At 72.2% G+C, this 23747-nt stretch carries 25 protein-coding genes and 1 riboswitch; of the genes, 18 read left to right on the forward strand and 7 right to left on the reverse strand.

The features are described from left to right. Positions 1-87 precede the first annotated feature (87 nt). The 3 genes from glyA to gcvT all read right to left on the reverse strand — a co-directional run bounded on the left by glyA (position 88) and on the right by gcvT (position 3103). Positions 88-1350, reverse strand: a complete 1263-nt coding sequence (gene glyA, locus ABZ340_RS07980; protein ID WP_358780898.1) for a serine hydroxymethyltransferase — start codon at positions 1348-1350, stop codon at positions 88-90. Between the two features lie 15 nt (positions 1351-1365). Further along, positions 1366-1743, reverse strand: coding sequence for a glycine cleavage system protein GcvH (gcvH, locus tag ABZ340_RS07985; RefSeq protein ID WP_358780899.1), 378 nt, complete (start codon positions 1741-1743; stop codon positions 1366-1368). A 208-nt stretch (positions 1744-1951) separates the two neighbouring features. After that, positions 1952-3103 (reverse strand): glycine cleavage system aminomethyltransferase GcvT, encoded by a 1152-nt coding sequence (gcvT, locus tag ABZ340_RS07990; protein ID WP_358780900.1) that lies wholly within the window; start codon positions 3101-3103, stop codon positions 1952-1954. A 190-nt stretch (positions 3104-3293) separates the two neighbouring features. Then, positions 3294-3388, reverse strand: a riboswitch (glycine riboswitch). A 180-nt stretch (positions 3389-3568) separates the two neighbouring features. Between gcvT and ABZ340_RS07995 the strand changes: the two genes are divergently transcribed. From ABZ340_RS07995 to ABZ340_RS08040, 10 genes are all read left to right on the forward strand, one after another. After that, positions 3569-4237 (forward strand): AAA family ATPase, encoded by a 669-nt coding sequence (locus ABZ340_RS07995; protein ID WP_358780901.1) that lies wholly within the window; start codon positions 3569-3571, stop codon positions 4235-4237. 291 nt (positions 4238-4528) lie between these two features. Continuing rightward, positions 4529-5323 (forward strand): enhanced serine sensitivity protein SseB, encoded by a 795-nt coding sequence (locus ABZ340_RS08000; RefSeq protein ID WP_358780902.1) that lies wholly within the window; start codon positions 4529-4531, stop codon positions 5321-5323. Positions 5324-5424: 101 nt separating this feature from the next. After that, entirely contained in the window at positions 5425-6222 is a 798-nt protein-coding gene (locus tag ABZ340_RS08005; RefSeq protein ID WP_358780903.1) for an enhanced serine sensitivity protein SseB C-terminal domain-containing protein, read from the forward strand. Positions 6223-6712: 490 nt separating this feature from the next. After that, entirely contained in the window at positions 6713-7720 is a 1008-nt protein-coding gene (locus ABZ340_RS08010) for an ABC transporter permease (RefSeq protein WP_358780904.1), read from the forward strand. 69 nt (positions 7721-7789) lie between these two features. Then, positions 7790-9586: an ABC transporter substrate-binding protein gene (locus ABZ340_RS08015; protein WP_358780905.1), complete on the forward strand. Its 1797-nt coding sequence runs from the start codon at positions 7790-7792 to the stop codon at positions 9584-9586. Between the two features lie 108 nt (positions 9587-9694). After that, entirely contained in the window at positions 9695-10693 is a 999-nt protein-coding gene (locus tag ABZ340_RS08020) for an ABC transporter permease (RefSeq protein WP_358780906.1), read from the forward strand. Then, on the forward strand, positions 10690-11787 hold the full coding sequence (locus ABZ340_RS08025; RefSeq protein WP_358780907.1) for an ABC transporter ATP-binding protein: 1098 nt from the start codon (positions 10690-10692) through the stop codon (positions 11785-11787). The genes ABZ340_RS08020 and ABZ340_RS08025 overlap by 4 nt, the downstream gene beginning before the upstream one ends. A gap of 23 nt (positions 11788-11810) precedes the next feature. Continuing rightward, on the forward strand, positions 11811-13067 hold the full coding sequence (locus tag ABZ340_RS08030) for a dipeptide ABC transporter ATP-binding protein (protein ID WP_358780908.1): 1257 nt from the start codon (positions 11811-11813) through the stop codon (positions 13065-13067). A 73-nt stretch (positions 13068-13140) separates the two neighbouring features. Next, complete coding sequence (locus ABZ340_RS08035; RefSeq protein WP_358780909.1) at positions 13141-13797, forward strand: trimeric intracellular cation channel family protein; 657 nt, start codon at positions 13141-13143, stop codon at positions 13795-13797. Positions 13798-14017: 220 nt separating this feature from the next. Continuing rightward, entirely contained in the window at positions 14018-14887 is an 870-nt protein-coding gene (locus tag ABZ340_RS08040; protein WP_358780910.1) for a thioesterase family protein, read from the forward strand. A gap of 241 nt (positions 14888-15128) precedes the next feature. Here the strand turns inward: ABZ340_RS08040 and ABZ340_RS08045 are convergent, their stop codons facing one another. Next, complete coding sequence (locus ABZ340_RS08045) at positions 15129-15755, reverse strand: TetR family transcriptional regulator (protein ID WP_358780911.1); 627 nt, start codon at positions 15753-15755, stop codon at positions 15129-15131. 113 nt (positions 15756-15868) lie between these two features. Here ABZ340_RS08045 and ABZ340_RS08050 point away from each other — a divergent pair, with 113 nt between their 5' ends. The 4 genes from ABZ340_RS08050 (at position 15869) to ABZ340_RS08065 (ending at position 18145) form a co-directional block, all read left to right on the forward strand. Beyond that, entirely contained in the window at positions 15869-16036 is a 168-nt protein-coding gene (locus tag ABZ340_RS08050) for a hypothetical protein (RefSeq protein ID WP_358780912.1), read from the forward strand. Positions 16037-16107: 71 nt separating this feature from the next. After that, positions 16108-16374, forward strand: coding sequence for a DUF4190 domain-containing protein (locus ABZ340_RS08055; RefSeq protein ID WP_358780913.1), 267 nt, complete (start codon positions 16108-16110; stop codon positions 16372-16374). A gap of 111 nt (positions 16375-16485) precedes the next feature. Next, a complete protein-coding gene (locus tag ABZ340_RS08060; RefSeq protein ID WP_358780914.1) occupies positions 16486-17655 on the forward strand; it encodes a cysteine desulfurase family protein in 1170 nt (389 codons plus the stop codon). 106 nt (positions 17656-17761) lie between these two features. Next, on the forward strand, positions 17762-18145 hold the full coding sequence (locus ABZ340_RS08065; protein ID WP_358780915.1) for a DUF1304 domain-containing protein: 384 nt from the start codon (positions 17762-17764) through the stop codon (positions 18143-18145). 10 nt (positions 18146-18155) lie between these two features. On the opposite strand, the gene ABZ340_RS08070 is transcribed toward ABZ340_RS08065, so the two are convergent. Continuing rightward, positions 18156-18821 (reverse strand): N-acetylmuramoyl-L-alanine amidase, encoded by a 666-nt coding sequence (locus ABZ340_RS08070; protein ID WP_358780916.1) that lies wholly within the window; start codon positions 18819-18821, stop codon positions 18156-18158. 59 nt (positions 18822-18880) lie between these two features. Between ABZ340_RS08070 and mnmA the strand changes: the two genes are divergently transcribed. Then, on the forward strand, positions 18881-20011 hold the full coding sequence (gene mnmA / locus ABZ340_RS08075) for a tRNA 2-thiouridine(34) synthase MnmA (RefSeq protein WP_358780917.1): 1131 nt from the start codon (positions 18881-18883) through the stop codon (positions 20009-20011). A 273-nt stretch (positions 20012-20284) separates the two neighbouring features. Here the strand turns inward: mnmA and ABZ340_RS08080 are convergent, their stop codons facing one another. Next, positions 20285-21064, reverse strand: coding sequence for an alpha/beta fold hydrolase (locus ABZ340_RS08080; RefSeq protein WP_358780918.1), 780 nt, complete (start codon positions 21062-21064; stop codon positions 20285-20287). Positions 21065-21101: 37 nt separating this feature from the next. After that, positions 21102-21425: a DUF427 domain-containing protein gene (locus ABZ340_RS08085; RefSeq protein ID WP_358780919.1), complete on the reverse strand. Its 324-nt coding sequence runs from the start codon at positions 21423-21425 to the stop codon at positions 21102-21104. 111 nt (positions 21426-21536) lie between these two features. On the opposite strand from ABZ340_RS08085, the gene ABZ340_RS08090 reads away from it, so the two are divergent. From ABZ340_RS08090 to ABZ340_RS08100, 3 genes are read left to right on the forward strand one after another with little or no spacing between them, the layout of a single operon-like run. Beyond that, positions 21537-22343, forward strand: a complete 807-nt coding sequence (locus ABZ340_RS08090; protein WP_358780920.1) for a class I SAM-dependent methyltransferase — start codon at positions 21537-21539, stop codon at positions 22341-22343. Further along, positions 22340-22879, forward strand: coding sequence for a TIGR00730 family Rossman fold protein (locus ABZ340_RS08095; protein WP_358780921.1), 540 nt, complete (start codon positions 22340-22342; stop codon positions 22877-22879). The genes ABZ340_RS08090 and ABZ340_RS08095 overlap by 4 nt, the downstream gene beginning before the upstream one ends. A gap of 24 nt (positions 22880-22903) precedes the next feature. Next, entirely contained in the window at positions 22904-23593 is a 690-nt protein-coding gene (locus ABZ340_RS08100; protein ID WP_358780922.1) for an SDR family oxidoreductase, read from the forward strand. Positions 23594-23747 lie beyond the last annotated feature (154 nt).

Below are 23747 nucleotides of genomic sequence, written 5' to 3' on the forward strand. Positions count from 1 at the left end.
GACGGTTATGCCCGATGGGGGAGCTCCGCGTCGGAGCCAGGAAGCAGGAAAAGCATCCGGCGCCCCGGGGGACGTGCTCGTCCGGACTTACTTGTTCAGGCCGGAGTACAGCGGGTGCCTGTCGGCCAGGGCCTTCACCCGGGCCTTGAGGGACTCCGCGTCGAAGGACGGCTTGAGCGCCTCGGCGATCACGTCCGCGACCTCGGCGAAGTCCTCGGCCGTGAAGCCGCGGGTGGCCAGCGCCGGGGTGCCGATCCGCAGACCCGAGGTCACCATCGGCGGGCGCGGGTCGTTGGGGACGGCGTTGCGGTTGACCGTGATGCCGATCTCGTGGAGGCGGTCCTCGGCCTGCTGGCCGTCCAGCTCGGAGTCGCGCAGGTCGACCAGGACCAGGTGGACGTCCGTGCCGCCGGTCAGCACCGACACGCCCGCCGCCTTCACGTCGTCCTTCACCAGGCGCTCGGCCAGGATGCGGGCGCCTTCCAGCGTACGACGCTGGCGCTCCTTGAAGTCCTCGCTCGCCGCGACCTTGAAGGCGACCGCCTTGGCGGCGATCACGTGCTCCAGCGGGCCACCCTGCTGACCGGGGAAGACGGCGGAGTTGATCTTCTTGGCCAGCTCGGCCGTGGAGAGGATCACACCGCCGCGCGGGCCGCCCAGCGTCTTGTGGGTGGTGGTGGTGACCACGTGGGCGTGCGGCACCGGGTTGGGGTGCAGCCCGGCCGCCACCAACCCGGCGAAGTGCGCCATGTCGACCATCAGGTACGCGCCGACCTCGTCGGCGACCTTGCGGAACGCGGCGAAGTCGAGCTGCCGGGGGTAGGCCGACCAGCCCGCCACGATCAGCTTCGGCCGGTGCTCCCGGGCCAGCCGCTCGACCTCGGCCATGTCGACCAGGCCGTCGTCGCCGACGTGGTAGGCGACGACGTCGTAGAGCTTGCCGGAGAAGTTGATCTTCATGCCGTGGGTCAGGTGCCCGCCGTGGGCGAGGTTCAGACCCATGATCGTGTCGCCCGGCTTGAGCAGCGCGAACATCGCCGCCGCGTTGGCCTGGGCGCCCGAGTGCGGCTGCACGTTGGCGTGCTCGGCGCCGAACAGCGCCTTGATGCGGTCGATCGCGATCTGCTCGACCACGTCGACGTGCTCGCAGCCGCCGTAGTAGCGGCGGCCCGGGTAGCCCTCGGCGTACTTGTTGGTCAGGACCGAGCCCTGCGCCTCCATGACCGCGACCGGGGCGAAGTTCTCCGAGGCGATCATCTCGAGGGTGGACTGCTGGCGGTGCAGCTCGGCGTCGACCGCGGCGGCGACGTCGGGGTCGAGCTCGTGCAGGGGCGTGTTCAGAAGCGACATGCGGTCCACGACTCCTCAGCCGGCGATGAAGGCGGTGTACTCGTCCGCGGAGAGCAGGTCGGCCGGCTCCTCCGAGACGCGCACCTTGAACAGCCAGCCGCCCTCGAAGGGCGCGGAGTTCACCAGGGACGGGTCGTTGACGACGTCCTCGTTGATCTCGGTGACCTCACCGGAGACCGGGGAGTACAGGTCGGAGACGGACTTGGTCGACTCCAGCTCGCCGCAGGTCTCGCCCGCGGACACGGTGTCGCCGACCTCGGGGAGCTGGACGAAGACGACGTCACCGAGCGCGTTGGCCGCGTGCTCCGTGATGCCGACCGTCGACACGCCGTCCTCGGCGGCCGACAGCCACTCGTGCTCCTTGCTGTAGCGCAGCTGCTGGGGGTTGCTCATGGCCTGAATTCTCCTGTACGCGGGGGAGTGGTGCTGACGGGGGGACTGCTGGAACCGCCGGTGAGCAGCGGAAACGTGCGCGGGGTCACACGCGGGGCGTGGCCGCGCCCGGTGGCTGTCCCGGCGTTGCTTCCGGCGCTTGCGGACTCGGCGCTCGGGATCCGGTGCCGCTTCCGGCGCTTGCGGATCCGGTGCTTGGGGTCCGGTGCTACTTCTGGCGCTTGTAGAACGGCAGTGCCACGACCTCGTACGGCTCGTGGGTGCCCCGGATGTCCACGCCGACGCCGGGCGTGCCCGGTGCCGCGTGCGCCGCGTCGACGTACGCCATCGCGATCGGCTTGCCCAGGGTGGGCGAGGGGGCGCCGGAGGTGACCTCGCCGATCACCTCGCCGCCGGCGACGACCGCGTACCCGGCGCGCGGCACCCGGCGGCCCTGGGCGACCAGGCCGACCAGGACGCGCGGCGGGTTCTGCTCGGCCCGCTCGGCGGCCCGGAGCAGGGCCTCGCGCCCGACGAAGTCGGCCTCCTTGTCGAACTTCACCACCCGGCCGAGCCCGGCGTCGAACGGCGTCAGCTCCGTGGTCAGCTCGTGCCCGTACAGCGGCATGCCCGCCTCCAGGCGCAGCGTGTCCCGGCAGGACAGGCCGCACGGGACCAGGCCCACGCCCTCGCCCGCCGCGGTCAGCGCCTGCCACAGCTCCACGGCGTGCTCCGGCTTCACGAACAGCTCGAAGCCGTCCTCGCCGGTGTAGCCGGTGCGCGCGATCAGCGCCGGGACGCCCGCGACCGTGCCGGGCAGACCGGCGTAGTACTTCAGCCCGTCCAGGTCGGCGTCGGTGAGGCTCTTGAGGATGCCCGGGGACTCGGGACCCTGTACGGCGATCAGCGCGTAGGCGTCGCGGTCGTCGCGCACCTCGGCGTCGAAGCCGGCGGCGCGCTCGGTGAGGGCGTCCAGCACCACCTGGGCGTTGGATGCGTTGGCGACCACCATGTACTCGGTCTCGGCCAGCCGGTAGACGATCAGGTCGTCCAGGATGCCGCCGTCCTCGCGGCAGATCATGGTGTAGCGGGCGCGGCCCGGCCGGACGGCCCCGATGTTGCCGACCAGGGCGTGGTCCAGCAGCGCGGCGGCCTGCGGGCCGGTCACCGTGATCTCACCCATGTGCGACAGGTCGAAGAGACCGGCCCGGGTGCGCACGGCCTGGTGCTCGTCGCGCTCGGAGCCGTAGCGCAGGGGCATGTCCCAGCCGGCGAAGTCGGTCATCGTCGCGCCCAGCGCGCGGTGGACGGCGTCGAGCGCGGTGCGGCGCAGCGGGGACGCAGGGGTCACAGCGGATTCAGGGGATTCGGTACTGCTCATCGGACGGTCGTCTCCCAGGGCGATGGGGTCCCCTCGCGCGAGCGCAGCCGAGCGTAGGGGAGGGCGAGGAAGGTCCTCCCCATCTGTCATCGGAACCTGAGAGGTTCGCCATGACACCCGCGCGGGGCGGCGACCATGGCTTGCACCTTGGGTGGGGCCACTGGGACAGCGGCCCGCTTTTCAGATGTGCCTCGCCCGCGCGGTAACGGGGCCTGAGAGATTCAAGGGAGGGACTTGCTCCTTCGGCGCCCCAGCGGTGGCTGGGAACTCTCCCGCGCGGATTCAAACGGCCGGTATGCAGTTGGCGCGCTCATCATTGCACGCCTCGCCCGATCACGGCAGGCCGCGATCTGTGACCGGCCTGTGGCAGGACGCGCACGAAAAAGGCAGACAGCCGGGATTACCTTCTCTTTACACTCGACGGGGATGGGAACTCGTGAACCGCCCCAGGGGAGGACGATCACGGTGAACAGGACCACGGCGTTGGCCACGACCTCGGGCCTCGCACTGCCCGAGCAGCCCTCCACCCCGGCCCGGGAGGCGTGCGGACCGCTGCCCGCGCCCATGGTCCGCGACCTGCGCGACCGGGCCGGCCGCAGCCCGCACGCCCTGCTCTTCGGGCCCCGCGACCTCGTCGTGGTCACCGGCCTGCCCGGCAGCGGCAAGTCCACGCTGATGCGCCGCACCGTGCGCGGCCGGCGCGTGGACTCCCAGGACACCCGCGACCGCTGGGACCGCCGGATGCCGCACTTCCTGCCGTACGCGGTCTACCGCCCCCTGGTCCGCCTCTCCCACTACGCCGGGCTGCGCCGCGCGCTGCGCTCCGGCGAGGGGGTGGTCGTGCACGACTGCGGCACCCAGGCGTGGGTGCGCGCCTGGCTGGCCCGCGAGGCGCGGCGCCGGGGCGGCACGCTGCACCTGCTGCTGCTCGACGTCAGCCCCGAGGAGGCGCTGGCCGGGCAGCGCGACCGGGGCCGCGGGGTCTCCCGCTACGCCTTCCGCCGCCACCGCGCGGCCAACGCCCGCCTGCTGCGCGCCGCGCAGCGGGGCGCCCTGCCCCTCGGCTGCGTCTCGGCGGTCCTGCTGGACCGGGCGGCGGCCGACGCCCTCCACCGGATCGGCTTCACGGGCTGACCGGGCCGGGCGGACCGGGGTCGGCTGATCGGGCCGGGGGGACTGAGGTCGGCTGATCGGGCCGTGCGGGACTGATCGGGCCGTGCGGGACCAGGGCCGGCTGACCGGGTTCGACGAGCCGAGTCCGGCTGACCGGGTTCGACGAGCCGGGTTTGACGAGCCGGGTTCGCCCGCCGTCCGCCGCCCGCCGTCCGCCGGTGCGTCCGGTGCGTCCGGTGAGCCCGGCGCGTACGGCCGTACGGGTTAGCCTTTTCAGCCACAGCAGTGGCTTCGGAAGCAGGCGGTAGGCAGATGGACTTCCCGGCGGGTTTCTCCGCGGACTTCCCGGCGCAGGCGCACCCCCGTTCGCACGGCGGGTGGCCCGGCAACGAGCTGGAGGAGGTGCTGTCGGCCGCGCTCGGTGCCGGGCCGTCGGCGGGCGGGCGGATCGTCGAGGTGCTCGGCCGCAGCTTCCTGTGGGTGCCGCTCCCCAACGGCGGCGGCCCGCACAGCGGCCCCCTCGACCTGCCCGCGCTGGAGATCGACGGCCAGGCGTACGTCCCGGTCTTCAGCTCCGAGGAGCAGCTCCGCCAGGTCGCCGGCGCGCAGATGGCGTACACCATCGCCCCCGCCGTGGAGTTCGCCCGCGGGCTGCCGCCGCAGGTCGGCATCGCCGTCAACCCGGACGGCGTGGTCGGCGTCCCGCTGCCGCCGCCCGCCGTGGCCGAGCTGTGCCGGGCCGGGCGGACCCCGCTGGACGGGGAGGCGAGCGGCGGCCGGGTCCGCCTCTTCGAGCCCGACTGGCAGGACGACCCGGTCGACTTCCTCGCCGCGGCCCGCGCCGAGTTCGACGCCACCGGCGTCGTCCGCACCGCCCGCCGCTGCCTGGCCGCCATCGAGACCGACGACCCGGTGATGTTCGTCGGCGTCGAGCTGTCCCACTGGGAGGGCGACGCGCGCGCGGTCCCGCTGGAAGCCCTCGGGCGGGCCCTGGGCAGGGTGCCGGTGACCTGGCCGGTCAACCTGGTGCTGCTGGAGGCGGCCCAGGATCCCGTGTGCGACTGGATGCGGGAGAAGGTCCGGCCGTTCTACCAGAGGGACCTGTGACCGGCCGCCCGGCGGAGCCGTGCGCGCGACGGTCCTCCCTCCCGACCGCATAACCTGGTTTCATAGCGCGGTCGGGTGTTGCACGAAGGGGCGGTAGAAGAGTGAGCGCGAGCGGCACGGCCGCGGCCGGGCAGGTCGAGCACATGCTGCGCCAGGTGACGCCCGGGCGCTACGACGCCTACGAGGCGCTGCTGCGCGCGCTCGCGACCCCCGGCTCCGGCCAGGTCTGGATGCTGCTGTGGCACGGCCAGGCCGGTTCCCCCGACGCCCAGTACGGGAGCATGCAGGTCGACGGCCACGGCTACGCGCCCTGCGTCACCTCCGCCCAGGAGCTGTCGGCCAGCGGCTGGAACCGGTCGTACGAGGTGGCCGACGGCCTGGAAGTGGCCCGCGCCCTCTACCCGGACCACTACGGCCTCTGGCTCAACCCGCACGCCCCCGGCGGCGGGGTCGGCATCCCCTGGCTGGACCTGCGCCGGATCGCCACCGGCCTGGACCGGCAGCCCGCCGGACCGCTGCGGCTGTCCGAACCGGCCATCGAGATCCCGCAGTTCTACGCCCTGCTCACGCAGAACGCCCACCGCACCCCGGCGATCCGCTCGCTGCGCCGCGCCTGGGTGCAGCCGGCGCTCGGGGCGCCGTACCTCGCCATCGGTCTCGACGTGTACGACACCTCCCCGGCCGCCGTGGACTCGGTGCGCGCGATGATGCAGCAGTCGATCGGCGCGGTCCCGGACGGGCTGCCGGTGTCGACCGTGGCGATGTCCGACGCGTACGACCCGGTGGCCCTGTGGCTGCGCGCCAACGCCCGCCCCTTCTACGACCGCGAGGCCCACGCGGCGCCCGCCCCGTCCCCCGCGGCCGGGTACGGCTACCCTCCGGCCCCCGGCCGCCCCTGACGCTCTCCCCGGCCGTCCCCGGCCACCTCTGAAACGCCCCCGGCCGTCTCTGCCGCGACCGTCCCCGGCTGCCCCCGGCCGTCTCTGCCGCGACCGTCCCCGGCTGCCCCCGGCCGTCTCTGCCGCGACCGTCCCCGGCTGCCCCCGGCCGCCTCCGCCACGGCCGTCCACCCATTGGACCGTTCCGCCGCGCCGACGCGTTCGCGCGGGACGGTTCTTCGCGCGTAGAAGGAGGCGGGGCACCACTTTCCGCCCCGCATGCCCCAACTCTCCCGCGTCCGGCCCCCGTTACCCACTGTCCGGATAACGGAAGCCCTCAGACAGCATCACGGTTGCGCATCCTTTCCCTGCCAAGTCTGGCAACTGATCGCCAAAGCGTTGAAGACTCCCGCTCCAAGGGGGCGTTCGCCCCTGTGTACGACGGACTGACCACGCCGCTACAGCGGCAAGTGCGGGCCGGCTACCGCCGGTTGAGAGGGGTCCCTGCCAGATGACGGCACCATTGCACGAGCCGACCGCGGAAGCGGCCCCGAGTGCGGCTGAGGAAGCGGCGGCGGCCGGCGCCGAGGCGAAGGCCGTCCAGGGCCGTTCCCTGGGGCGGATCGCCTGGGAGCGGCTGAAGCGGGACAGACTCGCCCTCGCGGGCGGTGTCGTGGTGCTCTTCCTCATCGTGGTCGCGCTGCTCGCGCCCGTGATCACGAGCCTGGTCGGGCAGGACCCGGAGACGCACCACGAGGACCTGATCGACCCGCTGTTCGGCACGCCCATCGGATCCTTCGGCGGCATCAGCGGCGAGCACCTGCTGGGCGTCGAGCCCGTCAACGGCCGCGACATCTTCGCCCGGATCGTCTACGGCGCCCGGATCTCGCTCCTCGTCGGCTTCCTGTCCGCGGTCGTCGCCGTGGTCCTCGGTACCGTCCTGGGCATCCTGGCGGGCTTCTTCGGCGGCTGGGTCGACTCCCTCATCAGCCGGGTCATGGACGGCCTGCTCGCCTTCCCGCAGCTGCTGTTCATCATCGCGCTGGTCTCCGTCATGCCGAACCAGATGCTGGGACTCACCGGCACGGGCGTGCGCGTGTTCGTGATGATCCTGGTCATCGGCTTCTTCGGGTGGCCGTACATCGGGCGCGTGGTGCGCGGCCAGACCCTGTCGATGCGAGAACGCGAATACGTGGAGGCCGCCCGGTCGCTGGGCGCGGGACGGTTCTACATCCTGTTCAAGGAACTGCTGCCCAACCTGGTCGCCCCGATCATCGTGTACACGACCATGATGATCCCCACCAACATCCTCACCGAGGCGGCGCTCAGCTTCCTGGGCGTGGGGGTCAAGCCGCCCACGGCCTCCTGGGGGCAGATGCTGTCGAGCGCGATCGACTACTACGACGCGGACCCCATGTACATGGTGATCCCGGGTGTGGCGATCTTCATCACCGTCCTTGCCTTCAACCTCTTCGGTGACGGCGTGCGCGACGCGCTGGACCCGAAGGGCTCCCGCTGACCTGCCGTACCGCAAGCGACCCGTGGCACCTGCACGGGGTCTCTCATCTAATCCGGAGGATCCGAGATCGTGACTACCCAACGCACCTCAGGGCGGCGCAAGCAGGCCATGGCCGCTGCCGCCGTGGTCGCCGCGCTGCTGACCACGGCGGCGTGCGGCGGCGGTGGCAAGGACGACAACGGGGGGTCGAAGAACGGCGCGGCCGGCTTCGACGCCGCGAACAACAAGGTCGCCCAGGCCTCGCTGGCCAAGAAGGGCGGCACCCTGAAGTTCGCGGGCGTCCAGGACGCCGACTCGTGGGACACCACGCGCGGTTACTACGGCTTCATGTGGAACTTCGCGCGCTACTACAGCCGCCAGCTCGTCACGAACAAGACGGAGCCGGGCAAGGCCGGCGCCGAGCTGACCCCGGACCTCGCCGCGGGTCTCGCCAAGGTCAGCGACGACGGCAAGACCTACACGTACACCCTGCGCGACGGCATCACCTGGGAGGACGGCAAGCCGATCACCTCCAAGGACGTCAAGTACGGCATCGAGCGGGTCTGGGCGCAGGACGTGCTCTCCGGCGGCCCGACCTACCTGAAGGACGTGCTCGACCCCGAGGGCGAGTACCCCGGTCCGTACAAGGACACCTCCAAGGACAAGCTGGGCCTGAAGGCGATCGAGACGCCGGACGACAAGACCATCGTCTTCAAGCTGCCGAGGGCCAACTCGGACTTCGAGGAGATGCTGGCCCTCATCTCCGCCTCCCCGGTCCGCCAGGACAAGGACACCAAGTCGAAGTACGGTCTGCGCCCGTTCTCCTCCGGCCCGTACAAGTTCGAGTCCTACAACGTGGGCAAGGACCTGACGCTGGTCCGCAACCCCGAGTGGAAGCAGTCCTCGGACCCGATCCGCAAGGCGTACCCGGACAAGATCACGCTCAAGCTCTTCTCCAACGCCAACGACATGGACGCCCGGCTCATCGCCGGCGACTACGACCTGGACATCAACCAGACCGGTCTGTCGCCGCAGGGCCGCACCACCGCCCTGAAGCAGCACAAGGAGAACCTCGACAACCCGGTCTCCGGCTACGTCCGTTACGCGGCGCTCGCGCAGAACGTGAAGCCGTTCGACAACATCCACTGCCGCAAGGCGGTCCTCTACGGCGCCGACCACGTCTCCCTCCAGACCGCGCGCGGCGGCCCCGTCGCCGGCGGTGAGATCGGCACCAACATGCTGCCGCCGTCCGTCCCCGGCGCCGAGGGCCAGAAGTACGACCCGTACGGGATGGCCGGTGCCAACAAGAACGGCAACGTCGCCAAGGCCAAGGAGGAGCTGAAGGCCTGCGGCAAGCCCGACGGCTTCAAGACCACCATCGCGGTCCGCAACAACAAGCCGGTCGAGGTGGCCACCGCCGAGTCGCTCCAGGCGTCGCTGAAGAAGATCGGCATCCAGGTCGAGATCGACCAGTACGACGGCGCGCAGCACTCCAGCATCATCGGCAGCCCGTCGAACGTGAAGAAGAAGAACTACGGCATCATCATCATGGGCTGGGGCCCGGACTTCCCGTCCGTCCAGGGCTACGGCTGGCCGCTGTGGCACAGCAAGGCCATCCAGGAGAGCGCCAACAACAACTACGCTCTCATCAAGGACAAGACGATCGACGGCCTGTTCGACGACTACGTCAACACGCTGGACGCGGCCGGCAAGACCAAGATTGCCACGGAGATCAACCACAAGGTGATGGAGGGCGCGTACTACCTGCCCTTCGTCTTCGAGAAGTTCATCAACTGGCGCTCGGACCGGCTGGCGAACGTCTACACCACCGACGCGTACAGCGGCATGTACGACTTCGTCAACCTCGGCCTGAAGAACCCGAAGTAACCGGCACACCCGCCGTACGGCACGAAAGGCAGGTGAAGGCCGGCGCGGCGTGAGCGCGGGCCGCCGGACGACCTCCGGCGGCCCGCGGTCCGCGGCGGGCCGTTAGCTGTGCTCGCTTACCTCATCAGGCGGTTGTTCGCCGCCGCAGTGATGCTCGTGGTCATCATCATGGTGGTCTTCAGCATCTTCTTCCTCATCCCCAAGTGGGCGGGCGTCGACGTCGCCCTGAACTTCGTGGGCAAGCAGGCCGACCCCGCCGCCGTCGAGGCCGTGCGGGTGAAGCTGGGCCTGGGCGATCCGGTCTACGTCCAGGTGTGGGAGTTCTTCAAGGGCATCTTCGCGGGCCGCACCTACGCGGCCGGCGGTGACGTCACGCACTGCGCCGCTCCGTGCTTCGGCTACTCCTTCCGCAGTGAGCAGGCCATCTGGCCGGTGCTGACCGACCGCTTCCCGGTGACCCTGGGGCTGGCGCTCGGTGCCGCCGTGCTGTGGCTGGTCTTCGGCCTCGCCGCGGGTGTGCTCTCCGCGCTCAAGCGGGGCAGCTTCTGGGACCGCGGCGCGATGATCGTCGCCCTGGCGGGTGTCTCCCTGCCCATCTACTTCACCGGTCTGCTCAGCCTGGCGGTCTTCTCCTACGGACTGGGCTGGCTCGACGCGGAGTACGTGCCCCTGGAGGAGAGCTTCACCGGCTGGCTGGGCGGCATGCTCCTGCCCTGGATCACCCTGGCCTTCCTCTACGCGGCGATGTACGCCCGCATCACCCGCGCCACCATGCTGGAGATCCTCGGCGAGGACTACATCCGCACCGCCCGCGCCAAGGGCCTGCGGGAGCCGGTCGTCATCCGCAAGCACGCCATGCGCTCGACGATGACGCCCATCCTCACCATGCTCGGCATGGACCTCGGCGCTCTCATCGGCGGCGCGATCCTGACCGAGACCACGTTCTCCCTGCCCGGCCTCGGCCAGGCGGTCCTCAACGCGATCAAGAACCAGGACCTGCCCGTCATCCTGGGCGTCACCCTGATCACTTCTCTCGCGGTGCTCATCGCCAACCTCGTGGTGGACGTCCTGTACGCCGTGATCGACCCCCGAGTGAGGCTGTCATGACCGAACTCAGCAAGACCGGCGCGGCCGTGGGCGAGCCCACCGCCGCGTCCCCCGCCCCGACCGCCTTCCTGGACGTGCGCGACCTGAAGGTGCACTTCCCGACCGACGACGGCCTGGTCAAGTCCGTCGACGGGCTCAGCTTCCAGCTGGAGAAGGGCAAGACCCTCGGCATCGTGGGCGAGTCGGGCTCCGGCAAGTCGGTGACCTCGCTCGGCATCATGGGCCTGCACACCGCCGGCCAGTACGGCAAGCGCAAGGCGCGGATATCCGGCGAGATCTGGCTGGACGGCACCGAGCTGCTCTCCGCCGACCCGGACCACGTCCGCAGGCTGCGCGGGCGCGAGATGGCGATGATCTTCCAGGACCCGCTGTCCGCGCTGCACCCGTACTACACGATCGGCCAGCAGATCGTGGAGGCGTACCGCATCCACCACGACGTCGACAAGAAGACCGCCAGGCGCCGCGCGGTCGAGATGCTCGACCGGGTGGGCATCCCGCAGCCGGACAAGCGGGTCGACAACTACCCGCACGAGTTCTCCGGCGGTATGCGCCAGCGCGCGATGATCGCGATGTCGCTGGTCAACAACCCCGAACTGCTCATCGCGGACGAGCCGACCACCGCCCTGGACGTCACCGTCCAGGCGCAGATCCTCGACCTGATCCGGGACCTGCAGAAGGAGTTCGGCTCCGCGGTCATCGTCATCACCCACGACCTGGGCGTCGTCGCCGAGCTCGCCGACGACATCCTGGTGATGTACGGCGGGCGCTGCGTCGAGCGGGGACCGGCCGAGAAGGTGTTCTACGAGCCGCGCCACCCCTACACCTGGGGCCTGCTCGGCTCGATGCCCCGCCTCGACCGCGACCAGCAGGAACGCCTCATCCCGGTCAAGGGCTCCCCGCCCTCCCTCATCAACGTCCCGTCCGGCTGCGCCTTCAACCCGCGCTGCCCGTACGCCGACCTGCCCAAGGACGACGTCACCCGCACGGTCCGCCCCGAGCTGACCGAGGTCGGCAGCAGGCACTGGGCCGCCTGCCACCTGTCGCAGGAGCAGCGGGAGCGTATCTGGACCGAAGAGATTGCGCCGAAGCTGTGAGCGAGAACGCCAAGGACGAAGCAGTGGCCATTCCTGCGCAGAGCAAGGGCGCCGGGTCCGCCGCCCGCACCGAGGACGCCGCTCCCGGCGAGGTCCTGCTGAAGGTGACCGGGCTCCAGAAGCACTTCCCCATCAAGAAGGGCCTGTTCCAGCGGCAGGCCGGCGCGGTGCACGCGGTCGACGGCATCGACTTCGAGGTCCGGGCCGGCGAGACCCTGGGCGTCGTGGGCGAGTCGGGCTGCGGCAAGTCGACCATGGGCCGGCTGATCACCCGGCTGCTGGAACCGACCGCCGGCACCATCGAGTTCGAGGGCAAGGACATCACGCACCTCGGGGTGAGCGGCATGCGCCCGCTGCGCCGCGACGTGCAGATGATCTTCCAGGACCCGTACTCGTCGCTGAACCCGCGCCACACCATCGGCACCATCGTCGGCGCCCCCTTCAAGCTCCAGGGCGTCGAGCCCGAGGGCGGCATCAAGAAGGAGGTGCAGCGGCTGCTGTCGGTGGTCGGGCTCAACCCCGAGCACTACAACCGCTACCCGCACGAGTTCTCCGGCGGCCAGCGCCAGCGCATCGGCATCGCCCGCGCCCTCGCGCTCAACCCGAAGCTGGTCGTGGCCGACGAGCCGGTCTCCGCGCTGGACGTGTCGATCCAGGCGCAGGTGGTGAACCTGCTGGACGACCTCCAGGAGGAGCTCGGCCTGACGTACGTGATCATCGCGCACGACCTGTCGGTCGTCCGGCACGTCTCGGACCGGATCGCGGTGATGTACCTCGGCAAGATCGTGGAGCTGGCCGACCGCGACCAGCTCTACAAGTCGCCGATGCACCCGTACACCAAGGCCCTGCTGTCGGCGGTGCCGATCCCGGACCCGGCGCGCAAGTCGGCCAGGAGCGAGCGGATCCTGCTCAAGGGCGACGTGCCGTCGCCGATCTCCCCGCCGAGCGGCTGCCGCTTCCACACCCGGTGCTGGAAGGCGACGGAGATCTGCAAGACCACCGAGCCGCCGCTGAAGGAGCTGCGGCCCGGCCAGCGGGTGGCCTGCCACCACCCGGAGAACTTCGAGGACCAGGCCCCGCAGGACACGGTCCTGCTGTCCGCGGCCAAGGAGGCGGCGGAGCTGGTACCGGAGGAGGAACTGGCCGAGTCGGCGAAGACGTCGGCGGCGGTGGCGGCCGAGACGTCGGCGGCGGAGACGGGGTCCGGCGCGGACACCGGGGAGACGCCCGCCCCGGCGGCGCCCGCCGAAGAGCCCGGCGGGAAGTCCACGGACAAGTAGCGCGTCCGGCTGCTCAGCGAGCCCCCGCCTTCGTTTGCAAGGCGGGGGCTCTCCGGCAGGTAAGAATGGAAGGGTGCTCCAGCAACTCTTCAGCCCGTCCGTCCAGCACACGCTCGACCTGATCGGCATCTTCGTCTTCGCGATCTCCGGCGCGCTGCTGGCCGTCCGCAAGAACTTCGACGTGTTCGGCATCGCCGTCCTCGCCGAGGTCACCGCGCTCGGCGGCGGGCTGTTCCGGGACCTGGTCATCGGGGCCGTACCGCCCGCGGCCTTCACGGACCTGGGGTACTTCGTCACCCCGCTGCTCGCCGCCGCCCTGGTCTTCTTCCTCCACCCGCACGTGGAGCGCATCCAGGCCGGCGTGAACGTCTTCGACGCGGCGGGCCTGGGCCTGTTCTGCGTGGCCGGGACGACCAAGGCGTACGAGTACGGGCTCGGGCTGACCGCCTCCGCCTGCCTGGGCCTGGCGACCGCGGTGGGCGGCGGCGTGCTGCGGGACGTCCTCGCCAACGAGGTGCCTTCGCTGCTGCGCTGGGACCGCGACCTGTACGCCGTGCCGGCGATCGTCGGCGCCGCCATGGCCGCGCTGTGCATCCGCTACGACGCGCTCACCCCGCTCACCAGCGGTCTCGCGGTGGTCACCGCCTTCGTACTGCGGCTGCTCGCCATGCGGTTCCACTGGCGGGCCCCGCGGGCGTGGAACCGCCGCTCGGAGGCGCGGGAAGGGTAGGGCCCGCCACCGCATCGCCAAGCCACCGCATCGCCAAGCCATTGCATGGCCAAGCCATTGCATGGCCAAGCCATTGCATGGCCAAGCCACCGCATCACCAGGCCATTGCATCGCCAAGTCGCCGCATCACCAAGCCATTGCATCGCCAAGTCACCGCATCGCCAAGTCACCGCATCGCCAAAAGCTACCGCTTAGTAGTTTGTTGTTGTAGCGTTCAGCCATGCCAGAAGCAGCCTCCGCACCGGCCCTGCGGGCCATCATCGGCGACAGCGAGTTCGACCGCGACACCGCCGTCACCCGGCGCGAGCCCGGCGTCCCCGGTGTCTACGACATCGACCTCTCCGCCGGCTGGACGATCATCAACGCCGTCAACGGCGGCTATCTGCTGGCCGTCCTGGGCCGCGCGCTCGCGGACACCCTGCCGCACCCGGACCCCTTCACCATCTCGGCCCACTACCTGACCGCCTCCCGGCCGGGCCCGGCCGTGGTCCGCACCGACACCGTGCGCACCGGCCGGACGCTGTCGACCGGACAGGCATCGCTCTTCCAGTACGACGAGGAAGGCCGCGAGGTCGAGCGCATCCGCGTCCTGGCCTCCTACGGCGACCTGGACGCGCTGCCCGACGACGTCCGCACGACGGCCGAGCCGCCCGCCCTCCCGCCCATCGAGCAGTGCCTCGGCCCCGAGGACGGCCCCGCCCCCGTCCCCGGCAGCTCCGCCATCGCCGACCGGCTGATGCTCAAGCTGGACCCGGCCACGCTCGGCTGGGCGCTCGGGCAGCCGTCGGGCAGGGGTGAGATGCGGGGCTGGTTCGGGCTCGCCGACGGCCGGGACGCCGACCCCTTCTCGCTGCTGCTGGCGGTGGACGCGCTGCCCCCGACCGCGTTCGAGCTGGGCCTGTCCGGCTGGGTGCCCACGGTCGAGCTGACCGTGCACGTGCGCTGCCGCCCGGCGCCGGGCCCGCTGCGGGTGTCGATCACCACCCGCAACCTCGCCGGCGGCTTCCTGGAGGAGGACGCCGAGGTGTGGGACAGCGCCGACCGGCTGGTGGCGCAGTCCCGGCAACTGGCCCGGGTCAGGCTCGGCTGACCGTTCCGGCCGCGGGGCCCGCCTGCGATCCCGGGCCCGCAGGCGGTTCCGGGTCCGGCGGGCCGTTCCGGCCACGGGCCCGGCGGGCCGTTCCGGGCCCGGCCGGTGCCCGCCGCCCGCAGGGGCGCACCACGCACGTCCTCGCCGGCGGACCCGTCTTCATCCGTGACGCCGGCAAAGTACCGGCACCGGCGAAGTACCGGCACCGGTGCTTCGCCGGTGCCGGTTCCGGGCCGGGTGATCAGTCCAGCCAGTGATGGCGGCCGATGCCGACGAGGCGCAGCCGGCGGGCCGCGACCCGGGCGACGCGCGCCCGCTCCTCCTCGGGGGCGTCCAGGGACTCCAGGAAGAGGGAGGCCGTGCTCAGCATCTGGTCGACGTAGAGCCCCGCGAGCATCGCCAGGTCGTCGTCGTGCCAGCCCGCCGACACCGGGTCGCCGGCCAGCCCCGCCTTCACCTCCTCGGCGAACCGGTCCAGCTGGGCCCGGATGGCCTCGCGCACCGGCTGCACCCCGCCGTGCCGTTCCCGCGCGATGAAGCGGACGTGGGCGGGGTACGCGCGCACATGGCCGGCGATCAGCCCGACGGCGCGGGCGATGCGTTCCTCGCCGTCGCCCGTCGTGGACACCATCGTGCGGATCATCGGGTGCAGGCTGTTCAGCGCCTCCTCGACCAGGGCCACCCCGAGGTCCGCCGTGGAGCGGAAGTGGCGGTAGAAGGCGGTCGGCGCGACACCGACGGCGCGCGTGACCTCGCGCAGGCCCAGACTGCTCAGGCTCTGCTCCTCCAGCAGTTCCAGCGCCGCGTCCAGGAGAGCCTGCCGGGTCTTCTGCTTCTGGGCCTGCCGGACGCCGAGGGTGTGACTCATGCCATGCAGTTAACAGCTGTTCTCCGAAATTGAGAAGCCGTCCCACGCGTTAGTCTGGGTAGTCAGTGAACAAGTGTAACTACAGTCGTTCACCGAACTGGGGGTTCCCGACCGTGCTGTTCCTCGTCGCGGCGTTCCTGCTCCTCGGCGTGGTGCTGGGCACCGTGGCCCACGCGCCGCTCTCCTTCTCCGTCGCCGCCGGTGCCGTCATCGCCGTCTGGCTCGGCGTCTTCGCGCTGCGCGAGCGGCACGGCCGCCGCCGGGGCACGCCCGCCCGCTGACCGCCGCCCCGCACGAGGACCCCTTCGGCCGCCAGGCCGCCCGATCGCCCGACCGTCAGGAGCCGATCACCATGCACCTCACCGCACCGGCCCGCCGCCCGACCGGCCTGCGCGACGCCGACGGCATGGCCGTGGCCTCCTTCGTCCTGGGCCTGCTCGGCCTGCTCGTCCTCAACGTCGTCCTCGGGCCCCTCGCCCTCGCCCTGGCCTGCACGGCCCTGAGGCGCGGCACCGCCCGCCGCGGCCGCGCGTGCCTCGGGCTCGCCCTGGGCGCCGCGGACCTGCTGGTCCTGGCCGCGTTCCTGCAGGCGGACCACACGCTGTCGTGGAGCTTCTGAGGCCGCCCCGGGACACGGACCGCGCCCGCCCCGGCCGGAACGCGCACGGCCGGACCTTGGCCAACCGCGGCCTGAGCCCCGCCGGGAGCGCCCCGTAGAATCGGCGTCACCATGGCTTACCTCGACCACGCCGCGACCACCCCGATGCTTCCCGAGGCAGTCGAGGCACTCACCGCGCACCTGAGCGTCACCGGCAACGCCTCCTCCCTCCACGCGTCCGGCCGCCGCGCCCGCCGTACGGTCGAGGAGGCCCGCGAGACCCTCGCCGAAGCCCTCGGCGCCCGCCCCAGCGAGGTCGTCTTCACCTCAGGCGGCACCGAGGCCGACAACCTCGCCGTCAAGGGCCTGTACTGGGCCCGCCGCGACGCCGACCCGGCCCGCACCCGCGTCCTGGCCGGCCCCGTCGAGCACCACGCCGTCCTGGACGCCGTCCACTGGCTCGGCGAGCACGAGGGCGCCACCGTCGAGTACCTCCCGGTGGACCGCTACGGCCGCGTCCACCCCGAGGCCCTGCGCGAGGCCATCGCCCGCAACCCCGACGACGTCGCCCTGGCCACCGTCATGTGGGCGAACAACGAGATCGGCACGGTCATGCCGGTCCGCGAACTGGCCGACGTGGCGGCCGAGTTCGGCGTCCCGCTGCACGCCGACGCCGTCCAGGCCGTCGGTCAGCTCCCGGTCGGCTTCGCCGCCTCCGGGCTCGCCGCGATGACGGTGTCCGGCCACAAGATCGGCGGTCCGTACGGGATCGGCGCGCTGGTCCTCGGCCGCGAGTACAACCCCGTCCCCGTCCTGCACGGCGGCGGCCAGGAACGCCACGTCCGCTCCGGCACCCTCGACGTACCGGCCATCGCCTCCTTCGCGGTCGCCGGCCGCCTCGCCGTCGAGCAGCGCGAGTGGTTCGCCCGCGAGATCGGCGCCCTGCGCGACGACCTGATCACCGCGGTCCGCGCCGCCGTCCCCGACGCGATCCTCGGCGGCGATCCGTCCCCCGAGGGCCGCCTCCCGGCCAACGCCCACTTCACCTTCCCCGGCTGCGAGGGCGACTCGCTGCTGCTCCTCCTCGACGCCCAGGGCATCGAGTGCTCCACCGGCTCCGCCTGCACCGCGGGCGTCGCCCAGCCCAGCCACGTCCTGCTGGCCACCGGCACCGACCCCGACCTGGCCCGCGGCACCCTCCGCTTCTCCCTCGGCCACACCTCCACCGAGGCCGACGTCGAGGCGGTCGCCAAGGCCATCGGCCCGGCGGTGGAGCGGGCCCGGGCGGCGGGCCTGACGTAAGGGGCCCTCCGCCGGATCCGGACGCGAGGGGCGCCGCGGCACGGGCGGCGCGCGAGCCGGGACGGCCGCTGTTGCCGGCCCCCGCCCGCGGGCGCAGACTCGGGATGTGAAGGACGTGAACGCCGTCGCGCAGGTCCTGGCCCTGCTCACGGCCGTGATCCACCTCGTCGTGGGCGTGCTGGAGCGCTTCCGCTACGGCAGCCCCGCCGTCCGCCGCTTCCTCACCACGTCCACGGCCGACGCCCCCGAGGTCACCCTGTGGCGCTCCGGCGTCGCCGTCTACAACATCCTCCTCGGCCTGGGCCTGGCCGCCGGAGTCGTCGCCCTGCACACCGGCGCCACGACGGCCGGCCGCACGCTGGTCCTCTACCTGTGCGCCTTCCTGGTCGTCTCCGCCGTCGTCTTCGGCCTCTCCTTCCCGCGGCTGTGGCGGGGCGCCCTCGGCCAGGGGCTGGCGCCGGCCGCCGCCCTCCTCGCCCTGCCCTGGTGAGCCCGCCGCCTCACGCGGGTGCCGTACGTGCCCGCCGCACCAGCCGCAGATACCGGTCCCAGTCCCAGTGCGGGCCCGGATCGGTGTGGTCCGTGCCCGGCACCTCCACGTGGCCGATGATGTGCTCACGGTCCACCGGGATGCCGTACCGCGCGCAGATCCCCGCCGTCAGCCGCGCCGACGCCTCGTACATCGCGTCGGTGAAGTCCTGCGGCCGGTCGACGAACCCCTCGTGCTCGATGCCGACACTGCGCTCGTTGTAGGCGCGGTTGCCCGCGTGGTAGGCCACGTCCAGCTCGCGGATCATCTGCGTGACGCGGCCGTCCTGGCCGACGATGTAGTGCGTGGCCGCCTGGTGCGCCGGGTCCTGGAACGCCTTCACCGCGCTCGCGAAGCTGCCCTGGGTGACATGGACGACCACCATGTCTATGCCGAAGTCCGCGGGCCGGTCCGCGCGCCGCCAGTTCGCGTCCGACGCCGCCACCCAGCGGGCGCCGCCGTAGTCCACCTCGCCCTCCGTGCGCGGCTTGTCGACGCCGGGCGCCCGCCACCACAGGCGGCCCAGCTCGTCCCGCGCCAGCACCGCCGTCCCCACGGCCGCCGCCGCCCCGCCGACGAGCAGGGCCCGCCGCCCGATGCGCCGGTCCCCGTCCTTCGCTGCCTGTCTCGCGCCCATGTAGCCGTGAACGCATACCCGGCGGCCCCGGTTCCCGCGCCCCGTACCCTGGAGGGGTTATGACTGACACCCCGCAGCGCACCCGCCCCCTCCGCGTCCTGGCCGCCATGTCCGGCGGAGTCGACTCCGCCGTCGCCGCCGCCCGCGCCGCCGAGGCGGGCCACGACGTGACCGGCGTCCACCTCGCGCTCTCCGCGAACCCGCAGTCGTTCCGCACGGGCGCGCGGGGCTGCTGCACCATCGAGGACTCGCGCGACGCCCGCCGCGCCGCGGACGTCATCGGCATCCCGTTCTACGTCTGGGACCTCGCCGACCGCTTCCGCGAGGACGTCGTCGAGGACTTCGTCGCCGAGTACGAGGCCGGCCGCACCCCCAACCCGTGCCTGCGCTGCAACGAGAAGATCAAGTTCGCCGCGCTGCTGGACAAGGCCCTCGCCCTCGGCTTCGACGCCGTCTGCACCGGCCACTACGCCAAGGTGATCGTGAACGAGGACGGCACGCGCGAACTGCACCGCGCCTCCGACCTGGCCAAGGACCAGTCCTACGTCCTCGGCGTGCTGGACGACCGGCAGCTCGCGCACGCGATGTTCCCCCTCGGCGACACGGTCACCACCAAGGAGGAGATCCGCGCGGAGGCCGAGCGCCGGGGCCTGGCGGTCGCGAAGAAGCCCGACTCCCACGACATCTGCTTCATCGCCGACGGCGACACCCAGGGCTTCCTGGCCCGGCGGCTGGGCCGGGCGGAGGGCGACATCGTCGACGAGGCCGGCAACAAGCTCGGCACCCACGAGGGCGCGTACGGCTTCACCATCGGCCAGCGCAAGGGCCTGCGGATCGGCACCCCCGCCCCCGACGGCAAGCCCCGCTACGTCCTCGACATCTCCCCGGTGACCAACACCGTCACGGTCGGCCCGGCGGCCTCCCTGGACGTCACCGCCCTCACCGCGATCAAGCCGCGCTGGTGCGGCGCGGCCCCCACCGGCCCCGGCACCTACACCGCCCAGCTGCGCGCCCACGGCGACGAGACCGAGGTGAGCGCCGAGCTCGTCGACGGCGAGCTGCGCGTGCGCTTCACCGAGCCGGTGCGCGGCGTGGCCCCCGGCCAGGCGATCGTCCTGTACGACGGTACGCGCGTGGTGGGCTCGGCGACGATCGCGTCCACCGCGCGTGCGACGGCCGGCGCGGCCTGAGAGCCCCGAACGGAAGGGGCACCCGGGGTTCGCGGCGTCCCGCGTTGCCGAAGCGCCCACGTGGCTTTGCCGTGAGGGCGCTCCGGCGCCTTGCGCTCGCACGCACCGGACGCCGCGAGCCGATCGGGCACCCCTTCTGCCCGGGGCTCTGAACCGGCCCCGCCGCATCCCCGGCCGCCGCCCGGCCGGCCCCCGGGCCCGTGCGTGCCCGGCGGACGGACGGCGACCGCCACGCGCGCGTGCCACGGCAGGGGAAGCCGAGGAAGACGGCCGTCAGCCGGCGAGGAACTCCGCCAGCACCGGCGCCAGCACCCCCGGCTCCACCCTGTGGGTCTGCCGCTCCAGCGAGCGGTACGTACCCTCCCGGACCGTCTCCGCGATCGTCCGGGCCGCCTCGCCGAACCACGCCGGGCTCGCGTCACCCGCCAGGGCCAGCACCGGCACGGAGACCGAGGCCAGCCGGGACAGCGGCGGGCGTCCGTCGCCCAGCACGGCGTCGTCGTGCGCGAGGCTCGGCGCGAGGGCCGCCAGGCTCGCCCACAGGGGGGACTGGCGGGCACCCCGGATGACCTCCTCGCCCAGCCCGGTGAGGCGCAGGAACAGCTCGACCGCGTCCCCGCGATGTCCCTGGGACAGCGCCTTCCCCAGCGCCCGCGAGTACGCCGCGCGCTCCTTCACGCCCGCGTCGTCCAGGGCGTACGGCACCTCGTAGACCGCGACCCGGCGCACCGGCAGCCCGTCCGCCGCCGCCCGCAGGGCCAGCGCGCCGCCCGACGAGACGCCGTACAGCGACGCCTCGCCGCCCTCCGCCTCGATCAGCGCCGCCAGGTCCTCGACCTCGCGCTCCACCGCGTACGGCGGCGTGTCACCGCTCTCGCCGCGGCCCCGGCGGTCGTAGACGACCACACTGAAACGCCCCGAGAGCTCCGCGGCCAGCGGCGCCATCGTGGCCCCCGTCGACAGCGCGCCGCTCACGAGGACCACCACGGGGCCCCGTCCGGTGCGCTCGTAGGCGATCGGTGTGCCGTCGCGTGAAAGAGTCTGCTTCTCCATGCCTGTGCAGACTGCCCCAAAGCGCGCGTTTAAACGCTCACGACACTTCCACCTCGTAGAAGCACAGGTGGCCCTTGATCTGCGCGACCTCCGGCTTCGGGTCCGGGTACGCCCACACCGCGTCCGGCGCGCCCGGCAGCGACCAGTACGACGCGGTGCCCTTGTAGGGGCAGCGCGTGTGCGTCCCGGACGGCGTCAGCAGATCCATGCGCACGTCCTCGGCCGGGATGTAGTAGCGGTCGGGACAGCCCGTCTCCCGCAGGAGCAGCGGCCGGCCGCTCTCGGCCGGCACCTCCTCGCCGTGCACCACGCGCACGTGCCGGTCGCTCCGCTCGATGGTGATGTGGTGCCCTCCGGTCACGATCGACCCTCCTTGGGTAGCCGGGTTCTCCGGTACAGCGCACGCTGAAGCGGAGTTCTTCCCGCCCGGCCGGGGCCGTCCCACCCGGCGCGCACCCGCAGGAGGAGACCCATGGGAGCCACGCACCCGGCCAGGAACCGCAGCAGCCTCGCCCACCAGGTCCGCTACGCCCTGCGCCACCCCGAACGCGTCCCCGCCCACGCCCGGCGGGCCGTGCGCGACGCCCTGCTGCGGCTGCGCTGCCGCGGCGACCACATCGCCTACTACCGGGCCGTGATGGCCTCCGACACCGCCCGCGGCGCCGAGGCGGCCGTGGGACACAGCCCCTCGCGCGAGCAGTGGGCCCGGATCGGGCGGATGCAGTTCGACTACCTGGTGGGGCACGGGCTGGAGCCGCACCACCGGATGCTGGAGATCGGCTGCGGCAACCTGCGCGCCGGGCGCCTGTTCATCGACCACCTCGACACCGGCCACTACTACGGCATCGACATCTCGCCGCACATCCTGCTCGCCGCCCAGGACACCCTCGTGCGGGAAGGGCTCCAGGCCAAACTGCCCCACCTGGCGCTCGTCGACGACCTCACCTTCGCCTTCCTGCCCGACGGGCACTTCGACGTCGTGCACGCGCACAGCGTCTTCTCCCACTCGCCCCGGCACGTCATCGAGGAGTGCTTCGCGCACGTCGGCCGGATCCTCGCCCCCGGCGGTTTCTTCGACTTCACGTTCGACCGGACGGAGGGGGAGGAGCACCAGGTGCTGCACGAGGACTTCTACTACCGGACGCAGACCCTGGTCGACCTGGCCGCGCGGCACGGCCTGGCGGCCCGTCTCATGGACGACTGGGAGCGGCTGCCGCACCGCCAGTCGAAGATCCGGGTGACCGCGCTGTCGGCGCCTGCCCGTACGGTGGGGGCATGAACATCTGCGTCTTCCTCTCCGCCGCCGACCTCGACGACCGCTACACCCGTCCCGCCAGGGAGTTCGCCGAGCTCATGGGCAAGGGCGGGCACACCCTGGTGTGGGGCGGCTCGGACGTCGGGCTGATGAAGGTGGTCGCCGACGGTGTCGAGGAGGCCGGCGGGCGGCTCCTGGGCGTCTCGGTGGAGTTCCTGTCGGACCGGGCGCGCAAGGGCGTCGAGGAGATGGTGGTCGCCCGCGACCTCGCCGAGCGCAAGCGGCTGCTGCTGGAGAAGGCCGACGCCGTGGTGATCATGGTGGGCGGCACCGGCACGCTGGACGAGGCGACCGAGATCCTGGAGCTGAAGAAGCACGGGCACACCGACAAGCCGGTCGTGCTGCTGAACACCGCGGGCTTCTACGACGGGCTCAAGGAGCAGTTCCGCCGCATGGAGGACGAGGGCTTCCTGCCGCGTCCGCTGGCCGAGCTGGTCTTCTTCGCCGAGGAGCCGGTCGGCGCGCTGGCCTACCTGGAGGAGGCGCTCGGCATCGAGTGACCCGGTGATGCGAGCATGGCGGGCATGGCTACACATGTGATCACCGGAGCGGGCTCCGGCATCGGCGCGGCCGTGGCCCGCCGCCTGCACGCGCGCGGCGACGACCTCGTGCTGCACGCGCGCAACGCGGCCCGCGCCAAGGAGCTCGCCGCCGCGTTCCCCGGCGCGAAGACCCTGGTGGGCGACCTCACCGACCCCGACAAGCTGTCCTGGGCCCTGTCCCACCAGACGCTGCCGGACCGCGTGGACTCCCTGCTCCACATCGCGGGCGTGGTCGACCTCGGCCCGGTCGGCGAACTGTCGACGAAGAGCTGGCGCCGCCAGCTCGACGTCAACCTGATCGCCCCCGCCGAGCTGACCCGCCTCTTCCTGCCCCAGCTCCGGGTCGCCCAGGGCCACGTGGTCTTCGTCAACTCCGGAGCCGGGCTCGCCGCGCACGCCGAGTGGGCCGCGTACGCCGCCTCCAAGCACGGCCTGAAGGCGCTGGCCGACGCCCTGCGCCAGGAGGAGCACGCGAACGGTGTCCGCGTGACCTCCGTCTACCCGGGCCGCACCGCCAGCCCCATGCAGGCCAAGGTGCACCAGCAGGAGGGCAAGGAGTACGACCCCGCGAAGTGGATCGACCCCGAGTCGGTGGCCACCACCATCGTGATGGCCCTGGACCTGCCCCGGGACGCGGAGGTCAACGACCTGAGCGTGCGCCCGGGACGGTGATCCTCCGTCCGTGCGCCCGGGACGGTGATCCTCCGTCCGTGTGCCCGGGACGGTGATCCGTCCGTGTGCCCGGGGCCGTGACCGGCACCGGCCGCCGCCCCTTCGGGGGGCCGTCCGGTGAACCCTCCCCGGAAGGGTTACGTACTCTTCCGGG

Source organism: Streptomyces sp. NPDC006134, assembly GCF_040628835.1.
Taxonomy (GTDB): Bacteria; Actinomycetota; Actinomycetes; order Streptomycetales; family Streptomycetaceae; genus Streptomyces.